General features: G+C 64.6%; 23 protein-coding genes. 15 read left to right on the top strand and 8 right to left on the bottom strand.

Going from position 1 to position 25761, the window contains the following annotated elements:
- Positions 1 to 19 precede the first annotated feature (19 nt).
- The gene (locus Q2941_RS15045; RefSeq protein WP_027524921.1) at positions 20 to 259 is read right to left on the bottom strand and encodes a hypothetical protein; all 240 of its coding nucleotides are present in this window, start codon (positions 257 to 259) and stop codon (positions 20 to 22) included.
- A 120-nt stretch (positions 260 to 379) separates the two neighbouring features.
- Positions 380 to 1060, bottom strand: a complete 681-nt coding sequence (locus tag Q2941_RS15050; RefSeq protein ID WP_458192933.1) for a GntR family transcriptional regulator — start codon at positions 1058 to 1060, stop codon at positions 380 to 382.
- Between the two features lie 143 nt (positions 1061 to 1203).
- Between Q2941_RS15050 and tcuA the strand changes: the two genes are divergently transcribed.
- Complete coding sequence (gene tcuA, locus Q2941_RS15055) at positions 1204 to 2595, top strand: FAD-dependent tricarballylate dehydrogenase TcuA (protein WP_458192934.1); 1392 nt, start codon at positions 1204 to 1206, stop codon at positions 2593 to 2595.
- Positions 2582 to 3682 carry a tricarballylate utilization 4Fe-4S protein TcuB gene (gene tcuB / locus Q2941_RS15060; protein ID WP_027524918.1) on the top strand — a complete coding sequence of 367 codons (1101 nt, stop codon included), beginning with the start codon at positions 2582 to 2584 and terminating at the stop codon, positions 3680 to 3682. The genes tcuA and tcuB overlap by 14 nt, the downstream gene beginning before the upstream one ends.
- A 94-nt stretch (positions 3683 to 3776) precedes the next feature.
- Here the strand turns inward: tcuB and pncB are convergent, their stop codons facing one another.
- Together pncB and Q2941_RS15070 are read right to left on the bottom strand one after the other, a co-directional pair.
- A complete protein-coding gene (gene pncB / locus Q2941_RS15065) occupies positions 3777 to 5081 on the bottom strand; it encodes a nicotinate phosphoribosyltransferase (RefSeq protein WP_027524917.1) in 1305 nt (434 codons plus the stop codon).
- 67 nt (positions 5082 to 5148) lie between these two features.
- Positions 5149 to 6078, bottom strand: coding sequence for a LysR family transcriptional regulator (locus Q2941_RS15070; protein WP_458192935.1), 930 nt, complete (start codon positions 6076 to 6078; stop codon positions 5149 to 5151).
- Between the two features lie 90 nt (positions 6079 to 6168).
- Between Q2941_RS15070 and pcaH the strand changes: the two genes are divergently transcribed.
- The 4 genes from pcaH to Q2941_RS15090 all read left to right on the top strand — a co-directional run bounded on the left by pcaH (position 6169) and on the right by Q2941_RS15090 (position 9966).
- Positions 6169 to 6969, top strand: a complete 801-nt coding sequence (pcaH, locus tag Q2941_RS15075) for a protocatechuate 3,4-dioxygenase subunit beta (protein WP_027524915.1) — start codon at positions 6169 to 6171, stop codon at positions 6967 to 6969.
- A gap of 4 nt (positions 6970 to 6973) precedes the next feature.
- Entirely contained in the window at positions 6974 to 7600 is a 627-nt protein-coding gene (gene pcaG / locus Q2941_RS15080; RefSeq protein ID WP_458192936.1) for a protocatechuate 3,4-dioxygenase subunit alpha, read from the top strand.
- Positions 7601 to 7737: 137 nt separating this feature from the next.
- Positions 7738 to 9222, top strand: coding sequence for an ATP-binding protein (locus tag Q2941_RS15085; RefSeq protein WP_458192937.1), 1485 nt, complete (start codon positions 7738 to 7740; stop codon positions 9220 to 9222).
- Between the two features lie 36 nt (positions 9223 to 9258).
- Positions 9259 to 9966, top strand: coding sequence for a hypothetical protein (locus tag Q2941_RS15090; RefSeq protein ID WP_458192938.1), 708 nt, complete (start codon positions 9259 to 9261; stop codon positions 9964 to 9966).
- Positions 9967 to 9999: 33 nt separating this feature from the next.
- On the opposite strand, the gene Q2941_RS15095 is transcribed toward Q2941_RS15090, so the two are convergent.
- A complete protein-coding gene (locus tag Q2941_RS15095; protein ID WP_458192939.1) occupies positions 10000 to 10902 on the bottom strand; it encodes a helix-turn-helix domain-containing protein in 903 nt (300 codons plus the stop codon).
- 52 nt (positions 10903 to 10954) lie between these two features.
- Between Q2941_RS15095 and pobA the strand changes: the two genes are divergently transcribed.
- Positions 10955 to 12127: a 4-hydroxybenzoate 3-monooxygenase gene (gene pobA, locus Q2941_RS15100; protein ID WP_458192940.1), complete on the top strand. Its 1173-nt coding sequence runs from the start codon at positions 10955 to 10957 to the stop codon at positions 12125 to 12127.
- Positions 12128 to 12148: 21 nt separating this feature from the next.
- Here the strand turns inward: pobA and Q2941_RS15105 are convergent, their stop codons facing one another.
- From Q2941_RS15105 to Q2941_RS15115, 3 genes are all read right to left on the bottom strand, one after another.
- Positions 12149 to 14293, bottom strand: a complete 2145-nt coding sequence (locus Q2941_RS15105) for a CHASE2 domain-containing protein (protein WP_458192941.1) — start codon at positions 14291 to 14293, stop codon at positions 12149 to 12151.
- 18 nt (positions 14294 to 14311) lie between these two features.
- Positions 14312 to 14980, bottom strand: a complete 669-nt coding sequence (locus Q2941_RS15110) for a hypothetical protein (protein WP_458192942.1) — start codon at positions 14978 to 14980, stop codon at positions 14312 to 14314.
- A gap of 178 nt (positions 14981 to 15158) precedes the next feature.
- Positions 15159 to 16136, bottom strand: a complete 978-nt coding sequence (locus Q2941_RS15115) for a helix-turn-helix domain-containing protein (protein WP_027524908.1) — start codon at positions 16134 to 16136, stop codon at positions 15159 to 15161.
- A 481-nt stretch (positions 16137 to 16617) separates the two neighbouring features.
- On the opposite strand from Q2941_RS15115, the gene Q2941_RS15120 reads away from it, so the two are divergent.
- The 8 genes from Q2941_RS15120 to Q2941_RS15155 all read left to right on the top strand — a co-directional run bounded on the left by Q2941_RS15120 (position 16618) and on the right by Q2941_RS15155 (position 25760).
- Complete coding sequence (locus Q2941_RS15120; RefSeq protein WP_254108162.1) at positions 16618 to 17625, top strand: formylglycine-generating enzyme family protein; 1008 nt, start codon at positions 16618 to 16620, stop codon at positions 17623 to 17625.
- A gap of 10 nt (positions 17626 to 17635) precedes the next feature.
- Positions 17636 to 19276, top strand: coding sequence for an arylsulfatase (locus Q2941_RS15125; RefSeq protein WP_458192943.1), 1641 nt, complete (start codon positions 17636 to 17638; stop codon positions 19274 to 19276).
- 82 nt (positions 19277 to 19358) lie between these two features.
- Positions 19359 to 20378, top strand: coding sequence for an AAA family ATPase (locus tag Q2941_RS15130; protein ID WP_051389899.1), 1020 nt, complete (start codon positions 19359 to 19361; stop codon positions 20376 to 20378).
- Between the two features lie 7 nt (positions 20379 to 20385).
- Positions 20386 to 21372 (top strand): DUF58 domain-containing protein, encoded by a 987-nt coding sequence (locus Q2941_RS15135; protein ID WP_027524904.1) that lies wholly within the window; start codon positions 20386 to 20388, stop codon positions 21370 to 21372.
- Complete coding sequence (locus tag Q2941_RS15140; RefSeq protein WP_254108159.1) at positions 21365 to 21856, top strand: DUF4381 domain-containing protein; 492 nt, start codon at positions 21365 to 21367, stop codon at positions 21854 to 21856. Before Q2941_RS15135 ends, Q2941_RS15140 begins: the two co-directional genes overlap by 8 nt.
- Positions 21849 to 22847 carry a VWA domain-containing protein gene (locus Q2941_RS15145; protein WP_458192944.1) on the top strand — a complete coding sequence of 333 codons (999 nt, stop codon included), beginning with the start codon at positions 21849 to 21851 and terminating at the stop codon, positions 22845 to 22847. The genes Q2941_RS15140 and Q2941_RS15145 overlap by 8 nt, the downstream gene beginning before the upstream one ends.
- Entirely contained in the window at positions 22840 to 24363 is a 1524-nt protein-coding gene (locus tag Q2941_RS15150; protein WP_458192945.1) for a vWA domain-containing protein, read from the top strand. Before Q2941_RS15145 ends, Q2941_RS15150 begins: the two co-directional genes overlap by 8 nt.
- Positions 24360 to 25760, top strand: a complete 1401-nt coding sequence (locus Q2941_RS15155) for a BatD family protein (protein ID WP_458192946.1) — start codon at positions 24360 to 24362, stop codon at positions 25758 to 25760. Before Q2941_RS15150 ends, Q2941_RS15155 begins: the two co-directional genes overlap by 4 nt.
- The last annotated feature ends 1 nt before the right edge of the window (position 25761 follow it).

The raw sequence follows: 25761 nt of genomic DNA on the forward strand, positions 1-25761 counted from the left end.
CAGTCCGGCTCCCGCTCGATCATCCGAGCCATATGAACGGGAATGTCCCATCGGGATGGTCGGACGGATGCGGCATCTGGACATGCGGCGCGGGCGTCTCGCGAGTCTGATAGGCATGTGCTGCGGGCCGCGTCGGCGCAACTCGCGCGCCGGCGATCGGATGGGCCGTTGCCGCGACGGGGGCGACGGCAAATGCTACTGTGCCGACCACGAGCGCTGTCAGTGCCAGGGCAGCGGCGTGCGTCTTGCGGACAGTCATAGGAGCTCTCCTTGCAGATGTTCCAGCAGGCTCCGACAGCCTGCCGCTCTTCCCTGAGATCGCGGCCGCCGCGATCTCATTCCCACAAGGTTTCGTGATCGATCGTTCGGTGACCTCTTGCTATTGTTTCTGCAGGAGCTTCAGCCGGCACCGTAGCGCCTCACGAATGTGGGCGCGCGCCAGTTTTTCGGCCTTGTCGCCGTCGCGGGCGGCAATGGCGCTGATGATGGCCTGATGCTCTCTGTGGCTGGTCGAGGGCCGACCGGTGACCGAGAACGTGGTCGGGCCGAGCAGCGCGATCCAGTCCTGGAGCTCCTTCGAGGCGCTGTCGAGATAGCGGTTGCGCGCGGCGCGGCAGATCGCCTCGTGGAAGGCGCGGTTGAGCCTGGCCATCTCGGTAGCGTCGGCGGAATGTTCGGTGAAAGCCTGCTCGATATCCGTCATCGCGTCGATCTCGGGGCGCGAGGCGTGCTCGGCGGCGAGCCGCGCCGCCGCACCCTCCAGGATCTCGCGCATGGCGTAGAGCTCGAGCACCTCGGAAATGTCGAGGTTGCGGACGATCAGCCCGCGGCCCGCGGCCGGCTGCACGAAGCCGCGCGCGGCAAGCCGCCCCAGTGCCTCGCGCACCGGCGTGCGACTGACGTTCAGCCGCTGCGCGACCTCCTCCTCTCGCAAGCGATCGCCGGCGCGGTAGCTGCCGGCCTGGAGTGCCTCGCACAGCGAGCGGAACACGGCTTCGCCCAGCGCCACGCCGGAACCGCGATCGATCGATCCGCTTGTCTTTGCCGGGCGCCTGGCCATGCTCTCTCCGATCCCGGCGCATCGTTCCCATGCAAAGCGGAGCGTTGCGCAACTATTGTATATCTTTGTATACAAAAGTGCGCAATGGCGGTAGCGTCAGCGAAACACGGAATGGCTCCAGCTCTGGGGTCCTGGCAGGCGGCATGAGCAAAAAATACGACGTGCTGGTGATCGGCGGCGGCAATGCAGCGCTCTGCGCGGCGATCGCCGCGCGGCGCGGCGGTGCCTCGGTCGTCGTGCTGGAAGGCGCGCCCAAATTCTATCGCGGTGGCAATACGCGCCACACCCGCAACATGCGCTGCGCCCATGATGCCGCGACCGAGATCCTGACCGGCCCTTATACCGAAGACGAGTTTTGGAAGGACCTGCTGCTGGTCACGGGCGGACAGACCGACGAGGAGCTGGCGCGCCACATGATCCGGGAGTCCAAGGACATCCTGAACTGGATCGTGGAGCAGGGTGTGCGCTGGCAACCCTCGCTCGGCGGCACGCTCAGTCTCGGGCGCACCAACTCCTTCTTCCTCGGCGGCGGCCGGGCGATGCTCAATGCGCTGTATCTCACCGCGGAGCAGCTCGGTGTCGAGATCCACTATGATGCCGAGGTCACCGATCTCGTCATCGAGGACGCCATGTTCCTGGCCGCGCGTCTGAAGCGGCCGATCGATGCCGTAAACGAGATCCGCGCGACGTCGCTGGTCGCCGCTGCCGGCGGCTTCGAGGCCAATATCGAATGGCTGAAGGAATATTGGGGCGAGGCCGCCGACAATTTCCTGATCCGTGGCACGCCCTATAACCGCGGCTCCATCCTGAAGATGCTGCTTGCCAAGGGCGTGCAGGAAGTCGGCGATCCCACCCAGTGCCATGCGGTCGCGATCGATGCGCGGGCGCCGAAGTTCGACGGCGGCATCATCACACGGCACGACTCCGTCGTGTTCGGCATCGTCGTCAACAAGCACGCGCAGCGCTTCTACGATGAGGGCGAGGACCTCTGGCCGAAGCGCTACGCGATCTGGGGCCGGCTGGTCGCGGCGCAGCCGGACCAGATCGCCTACATCATCTTCGACTCGACCGTCGTCACGAGTTTCATGCCGACGTTGTTTCCACCGATTGCAGGGCAGACGGTTGCCGAGCTCGCCGACAAGCTCGGTCTCGATCCGGTCGCACTGGAAAAGACCGTCACCGATTTCAACGCTGCGGTGCGTCCCGGCACCTTCGACCACACCCTCCTCGACGACTGCCGCACCGAGGGCATCACGCCGCCGAAGACGCATTGGGCGCGGCGGATCGAGACGCCGCCCTATCTCGCCTATCCGGTGCGCCCCGGCATCACCTTCACTTATCTCGGCACACGCGTGACCAAGGAAGCGCGCATGCTGATGAAGGACGGCAGGCCATCGGCCAATATGTTCGCGGCCGGCGAAATCATGGCCGGCAATGTGTTGGGCAAGGGCTATGCCGCCGGCATGGGCATGACCATCGGCAGCGTGTTCGGGCGGATCGCAGGACAAGAAGCGGCGAAACATGCACGGAACTAGGATTCTCGACGAAGCCGACCGCCTGATGACGGTCTGCAATTCCTGCCGCTACTGCGAAGGCCTATGCGCGGTGTTTCCAGCCATGGAGATGCGCCGCGCGTTTTCGGACGGCGACCTCAATTATCTCGCCAATCTCTGCCATGCCTGCGGCGCCTGCTACGTCGATTGCCAGTTTTCGCCGCCGCACGAGTTCAACGTCAACGTCCCGAAGACGCTCGCCGTCGCCCGCGCGGAGTCCTATGCGGCCTATGCCTGGCCGCGGGCCCTGTCCGGCGTGTTCGCGCGCAACGGTCTCGTCATCAGCGTCATGGCTGCGCTCAGCATGGCCGCGTTCATCCTTGGCTTTGTGGTCGCGCACGACCGCGACGTGCTATTCGGCGTTCACACCGGCCCCGGCGCCTTCTACAAGCTGATGCCGCACAACGCGATGGCGGCACTATTCGGTGCCGCGTTCCTTTACGCGATCCTGGCGCTGGTGATGAGCGTTCGCGCGTTCTGGCGCGACATCGGCGCGCCGATCGGCGGCCGCGCGGATGGTGGCTCGATCTTTCAGGCGATCCGCGATGCCGGCGAGCTTCGCTATCTCCATGGCGGCGGCGTCGGCTGCTACAATGAGGACGACCGTCCGACCGACCGACGCAAGCTCTACCATCATTTCACCTTCTATGGCTTCCTGCTGTGCTTTGCCGCAACATGCGTCGGCACGCTCTACCACTATCTGCTCGGACGTGAAGCGCCTTATCCGTGGTGGGACCTGCCGGTTGTGCTCGGTACGCTCGGGGGCATCGGCCTCGTCGTCGGACCGATCGGGCTCTTTGTTGCCAAGAGAGACCGCGATCCTGCGCTGCTGGATGAGGGCCGCTACGGGATGGACGTCGGCTTCATCGCAATGCTGTTCCTGACCGGCATCACGGGCCTCGTGCTGCTGGTCCTGCGTGAGACTGCCGCGATGGGGCCGCTGCTGGCTCTGCATCTCGGCGCGGTGTTCGCGCTGTTCATCACCATGCCCTATGGCAAGTTCGTGCACGGCATCTACCGCTTCACGGCCCTGCTGCGCTACGCGCAGGAGCGGCGCAGAGCAAGTTAGCCTGCCGGCTCACGCCTCCTCGCACCGTCTCGAAGAATGCTGCATCGACCGTCCGCGGGGCCGTGCGCGACCGGCGTGGGCTCTCCGCGAGGCGTCAGACCAGCACGGCCTTGCGCACACGGCCGGCGTCGCCGAACACGCGCAAATACCGTTCGATCTCGGACGGCATGCCGGTCGCCTTCTCCGGATTGTCGGACAGTTTGACGGCCGGATGTCCGTCGACCGACGTCACCTTGCAGACCAGCGAGATCGGATCGAGATTGACCGAGCCGTCCGGTGGGCAGCCGACGAAATCATTGGTGAGGTTGGTGCCCCAGCCGAAGGATAGGCGCACCCGGCCCGAAAAGTGATGGTAGGTCTCCTCGATCGAGCCGACATCCATCGCGTCGGAAAAGACGAGCAGCTTGTCCCTGGGATTGCGGCCCTTCTTCTCCCACCATTTGATGATCTCTTCGCCGGCCTGGATCGGCGGTGCGCTGTCGGGGCGGAAGCCGGTCCAGTCGGCAACCCATTCCGGTGCATCGCGCAGGAAGGCCTTGGTGCCGAAAGCGTCGGGCAGCGCGATCAGGAGGTTGCCGCCATAGGTCTGGCGCCACTGGTCGAGAATGCGATAGGGCGCGAAGCGCAGCTCCTCGTCGTCCTTGGCGAGCGCGGCCGCCACCATCGGCAGCTCGTGCGCATTGGTGCCGATCGCCTCGAGATCATTGTCCATGGCGAGCAGGACGTTGGAGGTACCGATGAAGGATTGTCCGAGCCCTTCCTTCACCGCCTCGACGCACCAACGCTGCCAGAGGAAGCCGTGGCGGCGGCGCGTGCCGAAGTCCGAGAGCCTCAGGTTTTCGAGCTGGCGGAGCCGCTCGACCTTGGTCCAGAGCTTGGCCTTGGCGCGGGCATAGAGCACGTCGAGCTCGAAGCGGCCGCGGCCCTTGATCGCCGAGCGCGAGCGCAGCTCGTTGAGGATCGCGAGCGCCGGAATCTCCCACATCGTGGTGTGGGTCCACGGCCCGTGAAAGTGCAGCTCGTACTGGCCTTGGACCTTGCGCAGCTCGTATTCGGGCAAGCGGAATTCGGCGAGCCAGCGGATGAAGTCGGCCGAGAACATGTGGGTCTTGCCGTAGAAGGTGTTACCGGCAAGCCAGATCAGCTCTTTCTTGGTGAAGCGGATGGTGCGGGCATGGTCCAGCTGGGCGCGCAGCTCGCCCTCGTCGATGATCTCGGCGAGGCGCACATGGCGCGAGCGGTTGATGACCGAAAACGTCACCCTCTGATCCGGGTAAAATTCCCGAATCATCTGTAACATCAACAGCTTGTAGAAATCGGTATCAAGCAGGCTGCGGACGATCGGGTCCAGCCGCCAGCTGTGGTTATAGGTTCGGCTCGCAATATCGGTCACGGTCATGGCCGAATTCTAGCGTGGCGGATGCGGCGCAACCAGTGGGTTTGGCGGGGGGCAGGGCGCCCCCTGTTCATGCCCCAGCCGCGGTCGTCGCCACTGCCTCGAGCTGGCTGCGGATCCAGCGATGGGCCGGGTCCTTCTGGTAGCGCTGGTGCCAGACCATGAACATCGGCAGCTCGGCGAGCGTCCTGGCGCGCGAGGCGAGCGGAATGTGCACATGCGCGAAGTCGCGCATCAGGCCGTCCGCAAGCAGGCTCGGCATGCTCGCCAGCATGTCCGAGCCGCGCAGGAAAGACGGCACGCCGGAGAAGCTCGGCACTGATATCGCGATGTCGCGGTGGAAGCCGTTTGCCGCAAGCCTGCGATCGAAGTCGAGCCGCTCGTTGTCGGTATAGACCACCGTGACGTGGCGCGCGGCCAGATAGGCATTGCGCGTCGCCGGCGCAGAGCGCGCAGTTCGGTCGTAGTAGCAGACGTAGTGGTCTCGCAGCAGGCGCTTCTGCACGATGTCGATGCCGGACGGAGGCAGCGGGCTGATCAGGAGGTCGCAACGATTCTCGCGCAACATGGCAGGCGAGGGTGATTGCGAGGGGATCACGCGCAGATTCAGACTCTTCACCTGGGCTGCGACATGGCCGAAGAAGCGCGGCAGCAACAGGTCGCGCTGGAAATCATTGGCGGCGATCGTCAGCGACAGGTGCGCCGCTTTCGGCTCGAAGGTGACGCCGCCGGCAAAGCTCCGCATCTCGTCGATCAGCGCGCGCGCCTTGGTGGCGAGCGCCTGCGCGTGCGCGGTGGCAACGATACCGCGACCGGATTTGGCGAACAGGGGATCGCCGGCGATGCGCCGCAGCTTTTTCAGCCCGTGGCTGACGGCGGATTGGGTGAGGCCGAGCCGGGTCGCGGCCCCCGTCACCGAACCTTCTTCCAGCACGGCGAGGAACAGCGACAGCGAATGGCCGTCGAGGGCCAAATGATCGATTTCTTTCATGAGATACATTATAATTCATCTATTTATCTTGAGAATAGGCCGGCGCATGCTCTCCCGATAAGCCGCGCCCGACCGGGCGCCAGAGGGAGACAACGCCAGATGACCGCCCAGGCCGCTCGTATCGCAGCCGCGCAGGACGCCGCCCGCCTCAACCGCCCCGAGCCGTTCACGCCGCCGCTTGGCGATGGCGGCTTCTTCCAGCGTGACCGTTCCATCCACCCGCCGGCGCACGCGCCCGGCTACAAATCCTCGGTGCTGCGCTCACCGCGCCAGTCATTGCTTTCGCTGGAGAACTCGATCTCGGAGATCACCGGGCCGGTGTTCGGTCACAACGACCTCGGGCCGCTCGATAATGACCTGATCCGCAACTACGCCAAGGACGGCGATCCCATTGGCGAGCGCATCATCGTGCACGGCCGGGTGATGGACGAGACCGGTCGCGGCGTGCCCAACACGCTGGTGGAGTTCTGGCAGGCCAATGCCGGCGGTCGCTACCGGCACAAGAAGGACACGTATCTGGCGCCGGTCGATCCGAATTTCGGCGGCTGCGGCCGCGCGCTGACTGACGACAGCGGCTACTACTACTTCCGCACCATCAAGCCCGGCCCCTATCCCTGGCGCAACTACGTCAACAGCTGGCGCCCGGCGCATATCCACTTCTCGGTGTTCGGCTCGGGTTTTGCGCAGCGGCTGATCACCCAGATGTATTTCGAGGGCGACCCTCTGATCCCGGTCTGCCCGATCCTCACGACGATCCCGGACAAGGACGCGCTCGACCGTCTCGTCGCCCCGCTCGATCTCAACGCCTCTACGCCGTTCGATTCGCTCACCTACCGCTTCGACATCGTGCTGCGCGGGGCGCGCTCCACCTATTTCGAAAATCGCCCGGAAGGAAACTAAAGTCATGGCGCAGCCGCTCAACTATCTCAAGGGAACCGCCTCCCAGACTGCCGGGCCCTACGTCCATATCGGACTGATTCCGGGCATGGCCGGCTTCGACATTTTTGAGAAGAACTTCTCCAACGTGCTCGTTACGCCGGACACCAAGGGCGAGCGGATTACGCTGGAGGGCCGCGTGCTCGATGGCACGGGCACGCCGCTGCGCGACGTGCTGCTGGAGATCTGGCAGGCCAATGCGGCCGGCCGCTACAACCATCCGGCCGACCGCTCGGCTGGCGCACTGGACGAGGACTTTCGCGGCTGGGGTCGCGCGGGTTCGGATTTCGACAGCGGGCTGATCACCTTCGAGACGATCAAGCCGGGCGCGATCACCGATAAAGCGGGGCGCAAATGTGCCCCGCACGTCAACGTCTGGATCGTCGCCCGCGGCATCAATATCGGGCTGAACACGCGGCTCTATTTCTCGGATGAAGAGGCCGCCAACGCCGCCGATCCCGTTCTCAATCTGATCGAGCAGCCGGTGCGGCGGTCGACCCTGATCGGCAAGCGCAGCGAGCGCGCCGGCAAGGTCGTGTACTCCTTCACGATCAATCTGCAGGGACCCGAGGAGACTGTGTTCTTCGACGTCTGATAGCCCTCGATATCCACGAAGGCCGGTCTCATCGAATGGTGAGGCCGGCTTTTTTTGCTGAGGCCCCGCAGCTGATCACCGTTCCCGTTATTCGCCCGAGCCGATACGATGGCTTATTCTGGGGCCGGAGGAGGGCCATGGGAAAGCACTCTCGGGCAGGCGGGCCGAGCAAATCGGGCAGCCGCACGGCGAAGACGAAAAAGCGACGCAGCGCGCCGAAGGCGCCTCGCGCTTTCGTTTCCGGGCGGACAAAACCTGGAGCAACGCAGCTTGCTCTCGAGCTCCAGGAAGCGAGAGAGCGGCAGGCCGCGACCGCCGAGGTCCTGAGCCTCATCTCGGACGCGCCGACTGATCTTCCGCGCGTGTTCGACCGGATCGTCAGGAATGCGGCACGGCTCTGCCAGAGCGTTCTCAGCGCCGTCTATCGCAGCGACGGCGAGCGCGTTCACCTTGTCGCCTACGACCAGTTCTCGCCGGAATCGATCGCGGCGGTGCAGACAGCCTATCCGGCGCCGATCACTAGCGGAAACCTCATCTCGGTTGCCGTTCGCGAGCGGCGCGTCGTGCACGAGCCGGACGTGCTCGTCTCCGGCGGATATAGCGAATTGCAGCGGACGTCGGGCTACCGCAGCATCCTCGTGATACCGATGCTTCGAGACGAGGTCGCAATTGGCGCCATCGCCGTCATGCGGCTCGTGCCGCAACTATTCCCCAAGGCGCAGGTCGAGCTGTTGAAGACCTTCGCGGGACAAGCGGTCATCGCGATCGAGAACGCGCGGCTTTTCACCGAGGTGCAGGAGCGCACGCGGCAATTGTCGCAATCGCTGGACGAACTGCGTGCCGCCCAGGACGGCCTCCTACAAACGGAGAAGCTCGCCGCTTTGGGACGGCTCGTGGCGGGAGTCGCGCACGAGATCAATACGCCCGTCGGCACCAGCCTGACGGTCGCCTCCGCCTTCGCCAACAAGGCCAACCGTTTTGAAGCCGACGTCGCACGCGGCGATCTGCGTCGCTCAACCCTCAACGAATTCATCGCGGCAAGCCGCGAGGCGGCATCGCAGATCATCATCAACCTCAATCACGCCGTCGATCTGATCCAGTCGTTCAAACAGGTCGCGGCCGATCGCAATGTGTCGGATCGCAGGCGCTTCGATCTCGGCGAGGTCACCGAGCAGGTCGTCAAGGGACTGCGCTCCGGGCTACGCAGCGAAAATCTCCTGGTCAGGGTCGAATGCGAACCCAATCTCGCGATGAACAGCTATGCCGGGCCTTATGGCCAGGTGCTCACCAACCTCGTGATCAACTCGGCGGTGCACGCCTTTCCGGACGGCGTGCGCGGATCGGTTCATATCGCGGCGCAGGCGCTCGGCAAGGACAAGGTCGAAGTGCTGTTTTCTGACGACGGCTGCGGCATGACCGCCGATGTCAGGCGCCAGGCGTTCGATCCGTTCTTCACGACAAGGCGCGACCAGGGCAGCACCGGCCTCGGACTGCACATCGTCCACAACATCGTGACGAGCCGTCTGGGCGGCCGGATCAAGCTGGAGACCGAGCCCGGCGGCGGGACGACATTCCGCATCATCGTGCCGCGCGAAGCCCCGCCGGAGTTCGTGGCGAAATGAACAGGGCCGGTTGATCCGGCCCCCATCCGTCACTCCATGATCGCGGTCGCGACGCCGGCACCGCGTGCGGCTCGCACGCTGTTCGCTTCAACGTCTTCAAACGCTCCGAAGACCGCGATCGGCCTTTGTTTAGGCCAAATTTCGCCAAACTGGTATTGGCCCTTAAGTGCCGGGGCAGGACTGTTCAATATGGAGTCCTGCATGTTGTTTAAATCTGTTCTTATTGCATCTTTCCTTGTCGTGACCAGTTCGATCGCTGCGGAAGCACGTCCTTCCGGCACCAACACGGCACCGGAATGCAATGTGACGATGCCGTGCGACTTCTCGTTCTCTCAAGTTCGTCGCGAGAAAGTTTCGCGGGACACGCGACGAACGCACCTCGTGATGCGAGGAGCGGTCGCTGACGCTCAAGCCGCCGTGACACAGGTGAATGTTTCCGGCACCCAGATCGTCAGCGGTCGCCCGTCCGGGTGTCCGCGGAGTTTCTGCGGTTGCGGGGCGGCTCTGCACGTCTTCGGCCGGATCGTCCCGGAATTGAACCTTGCGGCCAACTGGCTGCGCTTCCCACGGACATCGCCCGCACCGGGAATGGTTGCGGCCCGACGCGGACACGTCTTCGTCTTGGAGCAACACCTGCAGGGCGACATGTGGATGGCGTATGATGCCAATTCAGGTGGTCGGTCAACGCGAATTCACGCGCGGTCGCTGCGAGGCTATACCGTCGTCAACCCGCACGCGACGTAACGGCAAGTAGGTCGTTCTCCCGCGTAGAAATCATCATTCATCGCTATGGAGCTGCGCGCGAAAAGCGCGCGGCGAACGGCCGGTCGCCGCGGCGTAGACCCGGCTGAAATAGGCAGGATCCTCGAAGCCGAGCGCATAGGCGATCGTTGACACCGGCAGGTTGGTGTAGACGAGGTTGCGCCGCGCCTCTCGGATCAGCCGGTTGAGGATCAGATGCGAAGCGGTATCTCCCGTGGCGGTGCGCGTGATCCGGTTGAGATGGGTCGGCGTCACCGACAGTGCCCCGGCATAGTCAGCAACGCTCCAGCGTTCGAGATGGTGCGCTTCGAGCAGCGCCTCGAAGCGGCGGAACAGGTCGGAATCCGCTGAGCCGCCGCCGCCGCTCGTGCCGGCGAGTTCGCGTGCCACGAGGCCGATCACCGCCGCCGACAGCGCGCGCAGCACATGCGCGCGGCCGAAGTTTCGGGCTGCGTGCTCGGCAAAGATCTGCTTCATGGTGGTGCGGATCTGCGGCGTGCCGCGCACCACGGCCGATTGTGACAGCGCCGCGCGCAGCCCTTCCGAGGCGAGCAGCGCCTCGTCGAGAATTTCGGCGGCGATCGTCAGCACCCAGCCCTGGGTATCAGGCACGAAGCGGAAGCCGTGGACGTGGCCGACCGGCACGTTGACGATCTGCATCGGCTTCAGCGGCACGATGCGCCCGTCGAGCGTCGCCTCGCCGCCGCCGCGCTCGATCAGCAGCACCTGGTGCAGCCGCGCGTGGCGGTGCACGGCCAGCGTCCAATCATGCAGCACCGAGCGGGAGGCGATGGTCTCGCAGTGCACGACGTCGGGCAGATCGCCGGATTCGCCGAACAAATTGTAGACCTTGATGGCCGATGTCGAGGGGGCAGGGGGCATGTTCGAATTGTACAAGATAAAGGCCAATCCCTCCATCGGTTTGCCGTGCGAAATTTGCGAAAAAACTCGTGCACGGGAGGACGGGAAAATGAAAGTTCAGGTCTGTATCATCGGCGGCGGCCCGTCGGGACTGCTGTTGTCCCAGCTCCTGCACCTGAAGGGTATCGACACGGTCGTGCTGGAGAAATACAGCCGCGACCATGTGCTAGCGCGCATCCGCGCCGGCGTGCTGGAGCATGGCTTTGCCAAGCTGATGCGCGAGGCGCAGTGCGGCGAGCGGATGGACCGTGAAGGCGAGATCCACAAGGGGTTCGAGATCGCCCATGACGGCGTGCTCTCGCATATCGACCTCCACAAGCATTCCGGTGGCAATTCGGTGCTGGTCTACGGCCAGACCGAGCTGACGCGCGATCTCTACGAGGCGCGCGACCGTCTCGGCGGCAAGGTGGTGCACAATGCCGAGGACGTCACGCCGCACGATCTGAAGTGGGACAAGCCGTTCGTGACCTATCGTGCGAACGGGGAGACCATCCGCGTCGACTGCGACTACATCGTCGGTGCCGACGGCTTCCACGGCGTCAGCCGCAAGTCGATCCCGAAGGACGTATTGCGCGAATACGAGAAGGTCTATCCGTTCGGCTGGCTCGGCGTCCTGTCGCGTACCAAGCCGGTCTCGCCGGAACTGATCTATGTGAAGCACGAGCGCGGCTTTGCGCTTTGCTCGCTGCGTTCGCAGGTGCTCAGCCGCTACTACATCCAGGTGCCGTTGACTGACAAGGTGGAGGACTGGCCCGACGAGGCGTTCTGGGGCGAGCTGAAGCGCCGTTTGCCGGGCGAGGTCGCGGCGCACCTGATCACGGGTCCGTCGATCGAGAAAAGCATCGCACCCCTGCGCAGCTTCGTCGCCGAGCCGATGAGCTATGGCCGGCTGTTCCTCGCGGGCGATGCCGCCCACATCGTGCCGCCGACCGGCGCGCGCGGGCTCAACAGCGCAGCCTCCGACATCTACTATCTCTATCACGCGATGCTCGCCCATTATCAGAAGGGCGACGATTCCGGGCTCGAGGGCTATTCAGCCAAGGCGCTCGCGCGAATCTGGAAGGCACAGCGTTTCTCCTGGTGGATGACGATGCTGCTGCATCGTTTCCCCGACCGGATCGACTACGAGGACAGGCTGCAGCAGACCGAGCTGGAATATTTGCTCTCGTCCGAGACGGCGCAGCGGCTGCTCGCCGAGAATTACGTTGGATTGCCGTTCTAGGGCGCGCCGGCTTGCTTGGCGCTACTTGCCTTCCAGCGTATTCACCGGCGTCCAATCCGCGGCTGGCGGATTGGTGGCGAGTTCCTTGGCGCGCTTTGCAAACAAGGCTGATGGCGCATCGGTCGCAGCGAGGTGGTCGAAGCAAGTTGCGGCCTTCGCGAATTCGCGCGCCCGCCAATACGCAAGCCCCTCGGCATAGCCCATCGCCGCTTTCGCTTGCTCCGCCGTCTCCGCGCCTCGCGCGGCAAGCGGCTCATAGACCTTTATCGCCTCGTCGCGGCCCTTGACACGGACGGCATCGAGCTCGCGCCAGGCAAAACTGTCGGCGGTTTGCGCGACCGTCATTTCGGAGGCCATGATCGAGGTCGCAAAGTACTTGTTGGCGCCCTCGAGGCGCGAGGCGACGTTCACGGTATCGCTCATGACCGTATAGTTGAAGCGCCGGCGCGAGCCGATATTGCCGACCACGGCCTCACCGGTGTTGAGGCCGATGCGGTGCGCAAGGCTCTCGAAGGCGGCGTGGCTGCGATTGAGCTCGTCCAGCCGCGCAGTGCAGGCAAGCGCGGCACGGACGGCATTGCGGGCGTGATCGGGATCGGCGACCGGGGCGCCGAACACGGCCACGATGGAATCGCCGATATATTTGTCGACGTACCCGCCATGGCTTTCGATGACGTCGGTCATGGCGGAGAGATACTCATTCATCAGCGCGACTAGCTCACCAGGTGCCATCTTCTCGGCGATCGCGGAGAAGCCGGCGAGGTCCGAGAAGAACACGGTGACGTTACGCATCTCGCCGCCGAGCGCGGGCATCTTGCCGGAAGCCACCATGCTCTCGATCACCTGTGGGGCGAGGTAGAGCGCAAAACTCCTGCGCAGGAAGCGTTCGTCGCGGTCGGCGATGACGAAACGGTAACCGATCATCATGGCGCTGGCAGCAAGCCCTGCAAGTGCCGGCTCGGTCAACGGCAAGGCATGCCCGCGGGCGAACAGGCTCACGGCGCAGGCGGTGTAGACGGCCATGATTGTAAGATAAGCGAGCACTGCGCGGCCCGGCGCAAGCAGGCAGGAAGCGAATGCGATGATCGCCGCGATGGCGATCGTGAGAACTGCCCGCATGGGAAAGCCGAGCTCGTTCACCGCATCGCGCTCCATCAGGTTGCGCACCACGGTCGCGTGCACGAAGACGCCGGCGATGTCGCGGCGTGCCATGGGCGCCGCCCGTGAAGGGGCGGGCAGCGCACAGCGCGGGGCGGGCGTTCCGTCATATCCACCGGCAAGACGCAGCGAGGTCAGCTTGCGATCGTCGACGTTGAGCACGCTGCCGAAAATGACGACCTTGCCATCGAAGGCGCGGCGGAAGAACTCACCGTCGCCTTTCTCGACGCAGGCGCGCAAATCCGCGAAGGAAAACTTCGGAACATCGCGGCCGACGCCGCGAAAATTGAGCGTCAGCGAGTTCGGCACGGCGCTCGGTATCGCATAGCCGGCGAGCGCCGTGCTGCCGTCCGGAGTAAGCTCGGGCCCTGCGCCGAGCGCGCGCGAAGCCAGCTCGACCGCCATCGCGGGAACCTGCTTGCCATCGATCGAAAAGCTCAGCGGCATTCGCCGGATGACGTCGTCGGGGTCGGTGTTGACGTTGAGCGCGCGGACATTGCCCTTTACCGCCAACTGCTGCGCGCGGAAGGGAAAGTCCGGACGCTCGTTGCTCACGACCGCGCCGAGCACGAGCTTCCCGGCATCGGATGCTTTCCGTAAAGAGATCAGGAAATCGCGGTCAAAGCCCTTCATGCGATCGCCGAGCGGCGCATCGCCAAAGGGAATCTCCGACTGTTCGATCGAACTGTGAAAGATCACGTCGAAGCCGATCACCTTGGCCCCGCCGTCGACCACGGCGCCAATCACACGTCCGATCTCGCGCGTCCAGGTCAGCGTCGGCGACCCCCTGAACGGGGGGGTGTCAAGGGTTTCGTCGTCGATCGCGATGACGACGACAGGTGAGGCGGCGGCATCGCGACGATCTTGAGAAAGCCTCGCGCGCAGGGCGGTCAAGATATCGAGCGAAAGCCCTTGCAGCGTGTTGAGGGGCGGTGACGTGAAGACGGCGCCTGCGAGCAGTGCGATCACGATCGCCGCTACGATGTCCCGCCTGCCGATCCCTCGCATCGCCCCGTCGCGTGCCGCCTATTCGAGCCGCAGCAGCCGGCCGACGATCGGCGCCGCGGACGAAGTCGCTTGAGCGTCGACCTGGAAGGTGTAGCGCCGCGCGCCGAGGGTCGCGAGGTAGGTGCCGCCGGGGGTCAGCGTCTTGCCGGCCTTTGCGAAGTCGTAGAACTTGCCGGCGACCAGACTATCGCTCTTCAGCGGTACGGTGATCGTCGGCTCCTTGCCGTCCGTGCGCTCGATGACCAGCGTGCTGCCGCTCTTGGCCTGGACCAGCGGCGATACGCTGTAGATCGTGGGCAGCTTTGCCGGCGCGCCCTTCGTGTCCGAGCGCACGGTGCGGAAGGTGGTCGCTGCGCTCTGGTTGGCCTCGCGCTCGGAGAGCTGCGCGGCGTTGGCGTCGCAGGGCACCTTGACGCGCTGGACGTCACCGAGCTGCACCGAGCTTTGTTCGGCGCCGACGAGGACGACCCCGCCGGTGATGGTCTCGCGCCAGCATGATTTGAGATAGCCGAGCACCAGCGTGCCCTTTGGGCCGAGCTTGATGACCTTGCCGGGCGCCACGTAGTCCATGAACTCGACGCCGTCGACCTTGCCCTGCACGTCCTCGACGATCGCGGCCGGAGTTTCGGCCCACGCGGGCGCCGCAAGGCAAAACACGCCGGCCGTGGCACCGATCAGGCGTCTCATGGGCTTTCTCATCCAATTCAAAAGATCCTGGCGTCCCCGCGTAGCAAGGGGGCGGCCGCAGGAAATGTGACCAGAATCACTCTGGTTATTGGTGCACTTTATCCGGGATAGGTTCAATGCGAAGCACGCAGGGCGTGACGCCGCACGGTCGGCCGGGAAGCCCGTTTGGAGGCCGCCGTCAAAGCGGCCGATCGACGAGTTCGGCGACCGGCACGCCCAGCGTCTGCGACGGATACTCGCCGAACATCGCGCGGTAGTAATGCGAGAACCGTCCGAGCTCGTAGAAGCCCTGCTGCATTGCGACGGTTGCCACCGTCGTCGAGCCGGGAATGCTTTCGCGGAGGATCGAGTGGATGGTGCACAGGCGCTTGTGGCGCAGGAAAGTCACCGGTCCGACGCCGAACACTTCATTGAAGGCGCGGTGCAGCGAGCGACGCGGCACGCCGAGCGCGACGCAAATCTCCGAGATATGGACCGGACGGATGCCCGCTTCTTCCAGATAATCCTCGACCTTGCGGATGATCCGTCGCGCCGACGGCAGCCGCGCGTTTCCATCCGGCGGCAATGAGGACAGGACCGTCATTCCCATGCATTCGGCGATCGCTCGCTTCCAGAACTCGGCGGACGAGTCGGACAGGGCGCCGTCATGCGTTCCGAGCTGGAGCACGATCCGGCTCAGCCGGGACGCGGCGACGTGACCGACGTCGAGATCGGCGCGAAAGTGGTTCTTGTGGCGCCAGCTTTCGGGATCGGCAAGTCGCGGTTCACCGCCGAAGATCGAGGCGACCTCATCGAGGTCGAACCGCATCGCCGCATAGGCGGAGGCGCCGTGGAAGATGCCGTCATGCTCGACCAGCGGCGGCATGACCAGAACGTCGGTCGGCCGCATATCGAACGACCAGTGATTGACCCGGTCTTCGGCCGTCAGCAGCATGCCGACGATCAGCTTGTCGTCGCTTGAGATCCGCTGCGTCCGCATGCCGACGTTGAAGGAGCCGATGCTGAGCGAAAAGTCGCCGATGCCCACATGAGACAAGGTGCCGCGGAGCCTGCCGCGCCCGAGCTGCATCACGTCGACATGGGTCCCGTGGACAGCCTGATGCAGCCCTTCGAAACCGTCGAGCCTTCGCGAATCAACCAGTAGATGCGTCCCCATTCCGTGAGCGTGATGCCGAAGCGTGTTGATTCTGCGGCAAGTTCAGTCCCCTGCCATCACGGCGGTGCGACGAGCCGACGTCCGAAGTTGAGGAAAATCTTCCTTGAATTCCACATAAAGGAACTTGGGGTTGCGCGGAGCCTATTGGAAAATCTCGCCTCACGCGCTAATGCGCGGCGCCTGCACGCGACGCGTGCTGGCACGATCTGCACATCACAGCGCGCGAAAGTTGGGTTAGCCTTTGCAACCTCAAGGATATTCGTCGCGATCATCCGCTGAAGGCGGATCGCGCGCCACAAGGCCGGCTGCGTGCGCAGTGACGCGCGCGCAGAGAAAAGGAGGGGAGGGGCCATCGGCTTTCTCAAACCTCCGGCAGACATGGGAACCCGACCAATGTGCCGCCTGAGACGCGCCAACCGCAGCCGTCGAAATCGCCGAATACCACTACCCTGAGGCAGCGGGAACGATGTGGAGTCTGACCATGTTGCGGGTGGACATGGATCACTGCGTGTGGCGACCGGACGACACGCGGACCGGCGAGATGGTGTTCGTCTCCGGCGGCACCTTCCTGATGGGATCCGATCACCACTATCCCGAGGAAGCGCCGAGCCACCGCGCCTCGGTCGACGGCTTCTGGATTGATCGCACGCCAGTGACCAACCGGCAGTTCAAGGAGTTCGTCAACGCGACCGGCCATGTTACCGAAGCCCAGATCGTTCCCGACGCGAAGGATTATCCCGGCGCGGTGCGCGAGATGCTCTATGCCGGATCGCTGGTCTTCTCGCCGCTCCCGCGCATCACGGATCTGAAGGATTGGAGCCAGTGGTGGACGTTCATGCGCGGCGCCAATTGGCGGCATCCCTACGGACCGAAAAGCAACCTCAGGGGGCTCGACGATCATCCGGTCGTCCACGTCTCCTATAGCGATGCGCTCGCCTATGCGCGCTGGGCCGGCAAGGACCTGCCGACCGAAGCGGAATGGGAGTTCGCCGCGCGCGGCGGGCTCGACGGCGAGGAATTCGCCTGGGGCAACACGCTGACGCCGGGCGGCAGGCACATGGCCAATATCTGGCAGGGAAGCTTCCCTGTCCAAAACCTCGGCGAGGATGGGTTCGAGCGTACCTCGCCGGTCATGGCCTTTCCCCCGAACGGTTACGGCCTCTACGACATGATCGGCAATGTCTGGGAGTGGACCTCGGACTGGTGGTCGCCGAGGCATCAGGCCGACGCGGCGAAGCCCTGCTGCATCCCGCTCAATCCGCGCGGCGGCCGCGAGGAGGCGAGCTTTGATCCATGTCAACCAAGCATCCGCATTCCCCGTAAGGTCCTGAAAGGCGGATCGCATCTTTGCGCACCGAACTATTGCCGCCGCTATCGCCCCGCTGCGCGTCATGCGGAACCGGTCGACACGTCGACGTGCCATGTCGGATTCAGGTGCGTGGTGCGGATGCCGGCTTCTGCGCCTTCGCCGCCGCCTTCTGGAAAGTAACGAGTGCCGAATGGATGACGAAGTCAAAGACAAGGGCAAGGCTGCGGCAAACTCGGCTGTCAGAAGCCGGAGACCGCTGCTTCGCGGCCTGCTTACAGCGGCTCTGGTCGCGACAAGCGTGTCTCCCTTCGTCAAGTCGCCTGCAAACGCACAGCAGCCGACTACGGCAAAACCCAACATCCTCGTCATCTTCGGCGACGACGTCGGCCAGTCCAACATCAGCGCCTACACCCGCGGGCTGGTCGGGTACAAGACGCCGAACATCGACCGCATCGCCAATGAAGGCATGATTTTCACCGACTACTATGCGGAGAACAGCTGCACGGCCGGCCGCTCGACGTTCATCACGGGTCAGGTTTGTCTGCGCACCGGCCTGTGCAAGGTCGGTATTCCCGGCGCGGCCGTCGGCCTGCAGGACCGCGACGTCACAATCGCCCAAGCGCTCAAGCCACTTGGCTATGCAACGGGGCAATTCGGCAAGAACCATCTTGGCGACCGGGACGAATACCTGCCGACGAAGCACGGATTCGACGAGTTTTTCGGCAACCTCTATCACTTGAATGCGGAGGAGGAGCCGGAGCGTCCCTACTATCCCAAGAACGATACCACCTTCACCAAGAGCAACTCGCCGCGTGGCGTGCTCAAGGCGTCCGCCGATGGCAAGATCGAGGATACCGGGCCGCTCAACCGCAAGCGCATGGAAACGGTCGACGACGAGACGACGGCGGCGGCGATCGATTTCATGCAGCGGCAAGCGCGGGCCAACAAGCCATTCTTCACCTGGATGAACACGACGCGCATGCACGCGTTCACCCATGTGCGCGCATCGATGCAGGGCCAGAGCGGCATGCCGGGCAATGAATACGCAGATGGCATGATCGAGCACGACGGCGACGTCGGCAAGCTGCTCAAGGCGCTGGACGATCTCGGCATCGCCAACAACACCATCGTCGTCTACACGACCGACAATGGTCCCAATCAATGGTCTTGGCCGGACGCCGCGACGACGCCGTTCCGCAGCGAGAAGGACACGAACTGGGAAGGTGCGTTCCGCGTGCCCGCCATGATCCGGTGGCCCGGCCGCATCAAGGCCGGCGATGTCTCCAACGAGATGGTTTCCGGTCTCGACTGGTTCCCGACGCTGCTCGCCGCGGCCGGTGATGCCGACATCAAGGATCGGCTCCTGAAGGGTACCGATCTCGGCGGCAAGACCTTCAAGGTCCATCTCGACGGCTACAATCAGCTGCCCTACCTGACCGGCCAGCAGCCGAAGTCGGCACGCAGCGAATTCTACTATTTCAACGATGACGGCAACATGGTCGCTTATCGCTATAACGACTGGAAGATCGTGTTCTGCGAGCAGCGTGAGCCCGGCGGTTTCGTGGTCTGGGCCAACCCGTTCACCTGTTTGCGCGCACCGAAGGTGTTCAACCTGCGGATGGATCCTTTCGAGCGCGCCGACATTGTGTCGGATCAATATTATGACTGGTTCGCGAAGAACGCCTATCTGATCCAGTATGGTGTCTGGCGCGTGGCGCCGTTCCTTCAGACCTTCAAGGAGTATCCGCCAAGCCAGCGGTCGGCGAGCTTCAGCATCGATCAGATGATCGATGCGCTGATGAAGAGCCTCGACAAGACGGCACCGAAATAGCCAGCGAGCACAAGCGCTCCGGCCACTGATCCGGACGGCCGAAGACCATTCTCATCGGCGGACAGCCATGCCTGATCTTAGGATGAACCGGCCGCAAACCGTGACAGAGCCGGGAAGCACGACGAAATCGGCGGCCCGTGATTCCGTGCTCGAGCTCAAGTCGCGCATCGCAAAGGCGGTGCTGGGCCAGGATCACCTGGTCGAGAGCATGCTGATCGGCCTGCTCGCCAATGGCAACATGCTGATCGAGAGCCTCCCCGGCCTCGCCAAGACCCGCGCGGTCAAAACTCTTGCAAAGAATCTCGCGGCCGATCTCTCGCGCGTGCAATTTACGCCGGACCTGTTGCCGTCGGATGTGACGGGTGCGGAGATCTACGTCCAGACCGACAGGGGTGGCCAGTTTCAGTTCCAGAAGGGGCCGATCTTCGCCAACCTCGTGCTCGCCGACGAGATCAACCGCGCGCCGGCCAAGGTGCAGTCCGCGCTGCTAGAAGCCATGGAGGAGCGCCAGGTCACCGTCGCCGGCAAGACCTACAAGATGCCCGATCTGTTCATGGTGCTCGCGACCGAGAACCCGATCGAGCAGGAGGGTACTTACCCGCTTCCCGAGGCGCAGCTCGACCGCTTCCTGATGCACGTCGTCATCACCTATCCCGACGAGGCGATCGAAGGCGAAATCATCGCGCTCAATCGGGCCGAAAACGCCCAGAAGCCGAAAGACCACGCAGCCGAGCCGCCGCCGATCCCGCAACAGGCGATCCTGGATGCGCGCGGCGAGATCGACGGCATCTTCGTCTCCGATCTCGCGCAGAAATACATGGTCGACGTGATCTACGCGACGCGCTTTCCCGGCCGCTACGGCGAGCCCCTGAGCAAATGGATGCAGGTCGGCGCCAGCCCGCGCGGCAGCCTCGCGCTCGACCGCTGCGCCCGCACCCGGGCCTGGCTCGACGAATACGACTTCGTGACACCCGATCATGTCCGCGCCGTGATCCATGACTGCCTGCGGCACCGGATCATCCTCAGCTATGAGGCGGTGTCGCAGGGCGTTACGCCCGACCAGGTGATCGACAAGATCACTGAATTGGTCGCAGCAGCCTGAGGCCAGCATGACCGGGACATCAGCAAAAACGCCAGGTGTCTATGTCGGTCTCGACGATCTGATCGCGCTCGAATATCGCGGACGCAAGATCTCGTTCCTGCCGCGCCAGCCGGTGCACAGCCTGCTCTCGGGCCGCTTCGCCTCGCGCATGCGCGGTCGCGGCCTGAACTTCGAAGAGATCAGGGATTATCGCGCCGGCGACGACGTCCGCTCGATTGACTGGAAGGTGACGGCGCGGCTGCGCAAGCCGCATATCCGCGTCTTCAACGAGGAGCGTGACCGGCAGACCATTCTCGTGGTCGACCAGCGCTTGTCGATGTTCTTCGGCAGCCGGCGCGCCATGAAATCGGTGACGGCGGCAGAGGCCGCGGCGATCGGGGCATGGCGGGTGCTCGGCGTCGGTGATCGCGTCGGCGCCGTCGTGTTCGGCGATCGTGATCTCGTCGAGGTAAGGGCACGGCGCAGCCGGGCGACCGTGCTTCAGATCCTGGCTGCCATCGTCACGTACAACGAGGCGCTCGGCGTCGGGCGCGGCCTGGTCTCCGCTCCGGCCATGCTCAACACTGCGCTCGATCATGCGAGGCGCCGGGCACCACATGATGCCGCCGTGGTCATCATCAGCGATTTCGACGGCGCGGACGATGCCACGCGCGAGATGGTCGCCGCCATGGCCCGGCACAACGACGTGATCGCCGCGCTGGTCCATGACCCCCTGCAAAGCGACTTGCCGCCTTCAGCCAGCATGACCGTGACCGATGGCGAATTGCAGATCCGGCTCGAAGTTGGACGCCACAGCGTCCGCCAGAGCGTATCGCAGGCCACGCAGGAGCGGCTGAAAGGCATCTTTTCCTGGACGCACGAACTCGGGGTACCCGTGTTGCCGCTCAGCGCCTCAGAGGATACCGCTGGCCAGGTTCGTCGTCTTCTTGGCGGCTTGTCGGCCCATCACGGCGCAGGCGCCGGCCACAATCGGACGGAGGCGGCGCTTGGCTGAAGCTCCATCCACGACAGCCGATCCCGTTGCCGGCCTGATCGACTTTCCGCTGCCGCGTGAGGTGAGCCTCTGGCCGCAGACCTGGGAGGCGCGGCTCGCAATTGTCCTGCTGCTCGCCGCCATCGTCGCGGGCGTGTGGCGCTTTGTGCATCTGCGCCGCGTCAACCGCTACCGACGGGAAGCGCTCGCGGAGCTCGATCGGATCGAGCACGCCGGCAAGACCGGGCCGACTGAGCTGCTCTCGAAGCTGACCGTGCTGGTGCGGCGAACCGCGCTCGCCGCCTTTCCGCGCGAGCAGGTGGCGCCTCTGGTCGGGTCGTCCTGGCTCTCCTTCCTCGATCGCAGCTATGGCGGCGAGGAATTCGCCGGCGGCGTAGGCCGCCTGCTCGTGAGCGGGCCTTATCAGCAAAGTCCGCCTGATAGGGCCGAGCTGCAATCGCTGGTCCGTCTCGTCCGCCGCTGGATCAGGGGGCACCATGCTTGAATTCGCCTGGCCCTGGCTGCTCGCTTTGTTGCCTCTGCCGATCCTGGTGTGGTGGCTGTTGCCGCCATACCGGGCGCGCCAAGCCTCTGTTCAGGTGCCTTTCTTCGAGCGGCTGGCGGCTGCGACCGGACAGACGCCGCAGCGGGGCGCTGTCGTGCTGGAACGCCGCGCGGTGCAGATGATCGTGGCGGCGGTAATCTGGACGCTGCTTGTTGTGGCACTGGCGTGGCCGCAATGGGTCGGCGATCCCGTGACACGCGATGTCTCCGCGCGCGATCTGATCCTTGCCATCGACATATCCGGGTCGATGGATCAGCGCGACTTCAAGACGTCCGACGGCACGACGCTCACGCGGCTCGACGGGGTCAAGCGCGTCATCAAGGATTTCATCGCGCGCCGCAAAGGCGACCGCATCGCGCTGATTCTGTTCGGCACCAAAGCCTATGTGCAGGTTCCGTTCACGCAGGACCTTCAGACGGCGCAGCAACTGCTCGACCAGAGCGCGGTCGGCATGGCCGGCCAGCAGACGGCGATCGGCGACACCATCGGGCTTGCCATCAAGACGTTAGCGGCCAGCACGGCGAAGCAAAAGCTGCTGGTCCTCCTGACCGACGGCAACGACACGGCGAGCCGGGTGCCGCCCGAACACGCCGCCGACATCGCCCGCCAGAATGACGTTACGGTCTACGCGATCGGCGTCGGCGATCCCGCGGCCTCGGGCGAGAACCGCGTGGACCTCAGCGTTCTCCAATCTGTCGCGGCCACGACGGGTGGTCACTTCTTCCGCGCCGAGGACGGCGCACAGTTGCAGGCGATCTATGCCGACATCGACCGCCTCGCGCCGGCAAAGCTTCAGACCCAATCGTGGCGGCCGAAGCTGCCGTTGTTTCAGTGGCCGCTGGGAGGCGCGGTGATGCTTGGACTGCTCCTGTGGATCGCGCTTCTCCTTGGCAGCGAATGGCGCCGGATCAGGACCTCCAGCCATGCATGACGTTGCCGCAATCTCCTTCCACCTCTTGCGTCCGCTCTGGCTGCTCGCGCTGATCCCGCTCGCCATCGTGTTCGCGGTGCTGCTGCGGCGGCAGAATGTGCGCGCACAATGGGGAAATGTGATCGCGCCGCACCTCCTGACGCATCTTATCGTGCGGCCGCAGCAGGGGCGCCACATCAATCCGCTCTATCTCGTTGCGGCGGCCCTGATGCTCGGCATCATCGCGCTGTCCGGCCCGACCTGGTGGCGCGAGCTGCCGCCCTTCGTCGAGGACAAGGCGCCGCTGATGGTCGCGCTCGCCGTCGATTCCTCGATGGGCGCGACCGACGTCGCGCCGTCGCGACTCGAACGCGCCAAGCAGAAGATCAGTGATCTCCTCGCAGCGCGTGCCGGCGCCCGCACCGGGCTCATCGCTTACGCCGGGACCGCGCATCTGGTGATGCCGCTGACCGATGACCGTTCCGTCATCGCGCCGTTCCTGGCCGCGCTTGCGCCGGGATTGATGCCGGCGGATGGCAAGAACGTCGCGCGCGCGATCGCCCTGGCGGCGGAATCACTCGCGACCGAGCCGGTCGCCGGCACCATCCTCCTGGTCGCAGATGATCTCGGGACCGTGGATGCGGCCACGGTCCGGCAAGCGGCCGGGCGGAACAATCTCGTCGTGCTGGCGGTGAACGCGGACACACCATCGCTGCCGGCCGGCACGGATGTCGTGCAGGTCAGTGTCGACGGCTCGGACGTCGTGCGACTGGAGCGCCGGATCGAAACACGCTTCCAGGCCGCGCAAGGTGATGCGTTCGGCACACGATGGCAGGATGAAGGCTACTGGCTCTTGCTGCCGCTCGCATTCCTCAGCGTGATCTGGTTCCGGCGCGGCACGACGGTCGCCTGGGCGCTTGCCCTGATCATCGTGATGCATGCGCAGTCCGCGAGGGCGGAAGAGACCCATCGTTTCGTCAATCTGTGGCTGACGCCGGATCAGCAGGGGCGGCTTGCGTTTGACCGTGGTGACTATGCCGCCGCGAAGAATCTGTTCGCCGATCCGATGTGGCGCGGCATCTCGGCCTATCGTGCGTACGACTTTCTCGCCGCTGCCGAGGAATTTTCGCGCGTTGAGACGCTGGAGGGCAAATTCGCGCTCGGCAATTCGCAGGCGCAGAACCACGCCTATGAAAAGGCTCTCAAGGCCTATGACGACGTGCTGAAGGAGCAGCCCGGCAATGCCGCCGCAAAGACCAACCGCGCCATCGTCCAGTCTGCGCTGGATGCGCAAGAAGCGAAACGCCGCAAGCAGGAGCAGGACGACAGTGCACCGCCGGACGAGAAGGCCGACGAGATGAAAGTCGATCCCAAGCAGAAGGGCGGCAAGAAGATCACGGTCACGCCGGAGGACGTCACCACCTCCGGCGCAGCCGAAGCCTGGATGCGTCAGGTCCAGACCTCGCCTGCGGATTTCCTCAAGCTGAAATTCGCGATCCAGGCGGCCGCTCCGGAACAGGGGAGGGCGTCGCGGTGAGAGGTTGGATCGGCTCCATCGCCCTGCTGCTCGCGGCCGTGCTCCCGTCGCAAGATGACCGCGCGCAGCAGGCGGCTGCGCCCGAGCCGATCGTGCAGGTGACGATCGATCCGCCGCGCGTCGTGGTGGGACAGCAGACCACGCTTGCGATCTCGACCATGGCGCCGAACTACATGACATCGCCGCCCGAACTGCCCGGCTTCCAGGTCCGCAACGCAGTGACCCGGCAACTGCAAAGCGTCAACACCAGCGATCAGCGGGACGGTGTGTCCTACGCCGGTGTGCGCTTCGAATACGCCATCTCGCCGCAGGAGCCGGGCTCGTACGCCGTCGCCGACCAGAGCGTGAAGATCAAATATGCCGCCGAGCCGCCGGCTACGCGCGAGGTGACCATCGCGCTGCCGCGCGTGTCGTTCGAAGCGTTCATTCCGGACGCGGCGGGCCCGCTTCAGCCGTTCGTATCGGCGAGCAGCCTGACCGCGGAACAGGAGATCCAGCGTTCGTCGGTTGAGCTCAAGGCCGGCGACGCCGTCATCCGAACAGTGACGATCAAGGCGGAGGGTACGCCTGCGATGCTGCTGCCTCCTCAGCAATTCCTTGCCGTCGATGGACTGCGGCTCTATCCGGCGCAGCCGAAGCTCGAGGACAGGATTGACGGACGAACCGACGTCATGACGTCGACCCGCGTCGATTCGGCGACATACATGCTGGAACGGGCGGGCGAATATTCGCTGCCCGCAATCGAGATCGGCTGGTGGAGCACCGCGAACCGCAAGGTTGAACGGATCCACCTCGATGCGGTGCCTCTCGCGGTTGCCGCCAGCGCCGGGGCCATGAGCCAGATGCCCATCGATCGATCGGGGCGGGCATGGACATGGTCCGGCATCCGCGACCTCGTCGCGGATCACTGGCTGATCGCGTTGCTCGCAGCTGTTATCGCTGCAGGCCTTGGCCTGGTCGCGCCGCGCGTGATCAGGCGCATCGCCGCCGACCATCGCCGCCGCCACGAGGCCTATCGCCGGTCGGAGATCTTCGCCTTCAATCGGCTCCGCCGCGCGATCCGCCATCGCGACGCAAGAGCATCGTATTTCGCGCTGCTTGAGTGGCTGCCGCACCTCAATGCGACGCCGCCTTCGAACACGGCTGGAGCCTTTAAGGCGGTCGCAGGCGATCCGGTGCTGGACCATCAGATCGGCGCGCTCGAGAGCGCGCTGTTCGCAAATAGGCGCGATCCGGCCTCCTGGTCTCCTCGCCAATTGCTGCACCACGTCGCCGCCGCCCGCCGCAGCCTGCGCCCGCGCGCCAGGCGCTGCGACACGACGGGTCTACCCCAACATCTGAATCCGGTCGGGACTACGAACGTTGCTGCGTATGGCAGCAAAAAGCCCGCCAGATGAG

This window comes from Bradyrhizobium sp. UFLA05-153 (assembly GCF_054185185.1).

What these genes read in the sequence shown, in the direction of transcription:
- Q2941_RS15110 (WP_458192942.1), bottom strand. Translation starts at nt 14,980, where the DNA reads ATGAGACGCCTGATCGGTGCCACGGCCGGCGTGTTTTGCCTTGCGGCG.
- Q2941_RS15150 (WP_458192945.1), top strand. Translation starts at nt 22,840, where the DNA reads ATGCATGACGTTGCCGCAATCTCCTTCCACCTCTTGCGTCCGCTCTGG.
- Q2941_RS15115 (WP_027524908.1), bottom strand. Translation starts at nt 16,136, where the DNA reads ATGGGGACGCATCTACTGGTTGATTCGCGAAGGCTCGACGGTTTCGAA.
- Q2941_RS15045 (WP_027524921.1), bottom strand. Translation starts at nt 259, where the DNA reads ATGACTGTCCGCAAGACGCACGCCGCTGCCCTGGCACTGACAGCGCTC.
- tcuA (WP_458192934.1), top strand. Translation starts at nt 1,204, where the DNA reads ATGAGCAAAAAATACGACGTGCTGGTGATCGGCGGCGGCAATGCAGCG.
- Q2941_RS15120 (WP_254108162.1), top strand. Translation starts at nt 16,618, where the DNA reads ATGTTGCGGGTGGACATGGATCACTGCGTGTGGCGACCGGACGACACG.
- Q2941_RS15145 (WP_458192944.1), top strand. Translation starts at nt 21,849, where the DNA reads ATGCTTGAATTCGCCTGGCCCTGGCTGCTCGCTTTGTTGCCTCTGCCG.
- pobA (WP_458192940.1), top strand. Translation starts at nt 10,955, where the DNA reads ATGAAAGTTCAGGTCTGTATCATCGGCGGCGGCCCGTCGGGACTGCTG.
- Q2941_RS15135 (WP_027524904.1), top strand. Translation starts at nt 20,386, where the DNA reads ATGACCGGGACATCAGCAAAAACGCCAGGTGTCTATGTCGGTCTCGAC.
- pcaG (WP_458192936.1), top strand. Translation starts at nt 6,974, where the DNA reads ATGGCGCAGCCGCTCAACTATCTCAAGGGAACCGCCTCCCAGACTGCC.
- tcuB (WP_027524918.1), top strand. Translation starts at nt 2,582, where the DNA reads ATGCACGGAACTAGGATTCTCGACGAAGCCGACCGCCTGATGACGGTC.
- Q2941_RS15050 (WP_458192933.1), bottom strand. Translation starts at nt 1,060, where the DNA reads ATGGCCAGGCGCCCGGCAAAGACAAGCGGATCGATCGATCGCGGTTCC.
- pncB (WP_027524917.1), bottom strand. Translation starts at nt 5,081, where the DNA reads ATGACCGTGACCGATATTGCGAGCCGAACCTATAACCACAGCTGGCGG.
- Q2941_RS15085 (WP_458192937.1), top strand. Translation starts at nt 7,738, where the DNA reads ATGGGAAAGCACTCTCGGGCAGGCGGGCCGAGCAAATCGGGCAGCCGC.
- Q2941_RS15130 (WP_051389899.1), top strand. Translation starts at nt 19,359, where the DNA reads ATGAACCGGCCGCAAACCGTGACAGAGCCGGGAAGCACGACGAAATCG.
- Q2941_RS15090 (WP_458192938.1), top strand. Translation starts at nt 9,259, where the DNA reads ATGATCGCGGTCGCGACGCCGGCACCGCGTGCGGCTCGCACGCTGTTC.
- Q2941_RS15105 (WP_458192941.1), bottom strand. Translation starts at nt 14,293, where the DNA reads ATGCGAGGGATCGGCAGGCGGGACATCGTAGCGGCGATCGTGATCGCA.
- pcaH (WP_027524915.1), top strand. Translation starts at nt 6,169, where the DNA reads ATGACCGCCCAGGCCGCTCGTATCGCAGCCGCGCAGGACGCCGCCCGC.
- Q2941_RS15125 (WP_458192943.1), top strand. Translation starts at nt 17,636, where the DNA reads ATGGATGACGAAGTCAAAGACAAGGGCAAGGCTGCGGCAAACTCGGCT.
- Q2941_RS15095 (WP_458192939.1), bottom strand. Translation starts at nt 10,902, where the DNA reads ATGGAGGGATTGGCCTTTATCTTGTACAATTCGAACATGCCCCCTGCC.
- Q2941_RS15070 (WP_458192935.1), bottom strand. Translation starts at nt 6,078, where the DNA reads ATGTATCTCATGAAAGAAATCGATCATTTGGCCCTCGACGGCCATTCG.